Annotated in this window: 1 protein-coding gene; it reads left to right on the top strand. The window is 61.5% G+C overall.

Annotated elements, in window-relative coordinates; translation table 11 throughout:
- Positions 1-288 precede the first annotated feature (288 nt).
- A complete protein-coding gene (gene pgi, locus RGM2987_RS00210; protein WP_245138107.1) occupies positions 289-1,953 on the top strand; it encodes a glucose-6-phosphate isomerase in 1,665 nt (554 codons plus the stop codon).
- The last annotated feature ends 91 nt before the right edge of the window (positions 1,954-2,044 follow it).

The following is a 2,044-nucleotide window of genomic DNA, read 5'->3' as shown; positions in this document are numbered from 1 at the left end:
TTGACTGACACACCGCCTTCGCGAGCAAGCCCGCTCCCACAATGAATCAGGTCGGTTTTAAGACCGCCGCCGCAAACAGCCCCGCCCGTCGCCGCCCTTCCGACCCCAATGTATAAAAAAGTACCGGCTTGCGGTCTGACAAAGTCAAGACAGATCGTCACGCGAGGTTTACTGTAGTCGCCCTGCGTCCGGCGATCGTCTCGACGCAGTCTCCGGACGCCCGCCCAAAGCCGCGTCGGAATTTCAAGTGCACAAAAGGTCGTTCAAGTAAAAAGGAAACCCGCAGCGATGGCGTATTACCGAACCCCTCAAGACGTGACCGCTCTGCCCGCCTGGCAAGCGCTGAATGACCACCGCAAAGCCATGCAGGATTTCAGCATGCGCGAAGCGTTCAATGCCGATCCGCAGCGTTTCAACCAATTCACCCTGTCGAGCTGTGGCCTGTTTCTCGATTACTCGAAGAACCTGATCAACGCCCAGACCCGCGATTTGCTGGTGGGCCTGGCCAACGAAGTCGACCTCAAGGGCGCGATCAAGTCGCTGTTCGAAGGCGAAATCGTCAACGCCTCGGAAAACCGTCCGGCCCTGCACACCGCCCTGCGCCGCCCGGTGGGAGACAAGTTGCTGGTCAACGGCGTCAACGTGATGCCCGACGTACACAAGGTCCTGAACCAGATCACCGACCTGGTGGGCCGCATTCACGACGGGCTGTGGCGCGGCTACACCGAGAAACCGATCACCGACGTGGTGAACATCGGCATCGGTGGCTCCTTCCTCGGCCCGCAGTTGGTGTCCGAAGCGCTGCTGTCCTACACCCACAAGGGTGTGCGCTGCCACTACCTGGCGAACATCGACGGGAGTGAGTTCCACGAGCTGACCATGAAGCTGCGTGCCGAGACGACGCTGTTCATCGTCTCGTCGAAATCCTTCAACACTCTCGAAACCCTGAAGAACGCCCAGGCCGCCCGTGCCTGGTACCTCGCCCAGGGCGGTTCCGAAGCGGAGCTGTATCGCCACTTCATCGCGGTATCGAGCAACAACGCCGCCGCCGTGGCCTTCGGCATCCGCGAGGAAAACATCTTCCCGATGTGGGACTGGGTCGGCGGACGCTACTCGCTGTGGTCGGCCATCGGCTTGCCGATCGCCCTGGCCATCGGCATGTCGAACTTCAAGGAATTGCTCTCCGGGGCCTATTCCATGGACCAACATTTCCAGAGCGCCCCGTTCGAACAGAACATGCCGGTGCTGCTGGCGTTGCTGGGCGTGTGGTACGGCAATTTCTGGGGCGCGCAAAGCCACGCGATCCTGCCGTACGACCATTACCTGCGCAACATCACCAAGCACTTGCAGCAACTGGACATGGAATCCAACGGCAAGAGCGTGCGCCAGGACGGTACGCCGGTGTCCACCGACACCGGTCCGGTGATCTGGGGCGGCGTCGGCTGCAACGGCCAGCACGCCTACCACCAATTGCTGCACCAGGGCACGCAACTGATCCCGGCCGACTTCATCGTGCCGATCGTCAGCTTCAACCCGGTGGCCGACCACCACCAGTGGCTGTACGCCAACTGCCTGTCCCAGAGCCAGGCGCTGATGCTCGGCAAGACCCGCGCCGAAGCCGAAGCCGAGCTGCGTGACAAGGGCATGAGCGAGGACGAAGTGCAGAAGCTGGCCACGCACAAGGTGATCCCGGGCAACCGCCCGAGCAATACCCTGGTGGTCGAGCGCATCAGCCCGCGTCGTCTCGGCGCGCTGGTGGCGCTGTATGAACACAAGGTGTTCGTGCAGAGCGTGGTCTGGGGCATCAACGCCTTCGACCAATGGGGCGTGGAGCTGGGCAAGGAACTGGGTAAAGGTGTCTACAACCGCCTGGTCGCCACCGAAGAAAGCCCGGCCGAAGATGCCTCGACCCAAGGCTTGATCAATTACTTCCGCGGGCGTCATCGCGGCTGATCGCGTCGACCTCAAGGCCTGTGGTCCCTCTGTGGGAGCGGGCTTGCTCGCGAAGGCGGTGTGTCAGAAACATTTACAGTAACTGAAACAC

It is taken from the genome of Pseudomonas sp. RGM2987, from assembly GCF_022952855.1.
Taxonomy (GTDB): domain Bacteria; phylum Pseudomonadota; class Gammaproteobacteria; order Pseudomonadales; family Pseudomonadaceae; genus Aquipseudomonas.
Note: the sequence above shows the minus strand (reverse complement) of the source record. Positions and strands in the feature narration are given on the sequence as shown.

Coding starts and splice junctions, on each gene's coding strand:
- pgi (WP_245138107.1), top strand. CDS start 289: ATGGCGTATTACCGAACCCCTCAAGACGTGACCGCTCTGCCCGCCTGG.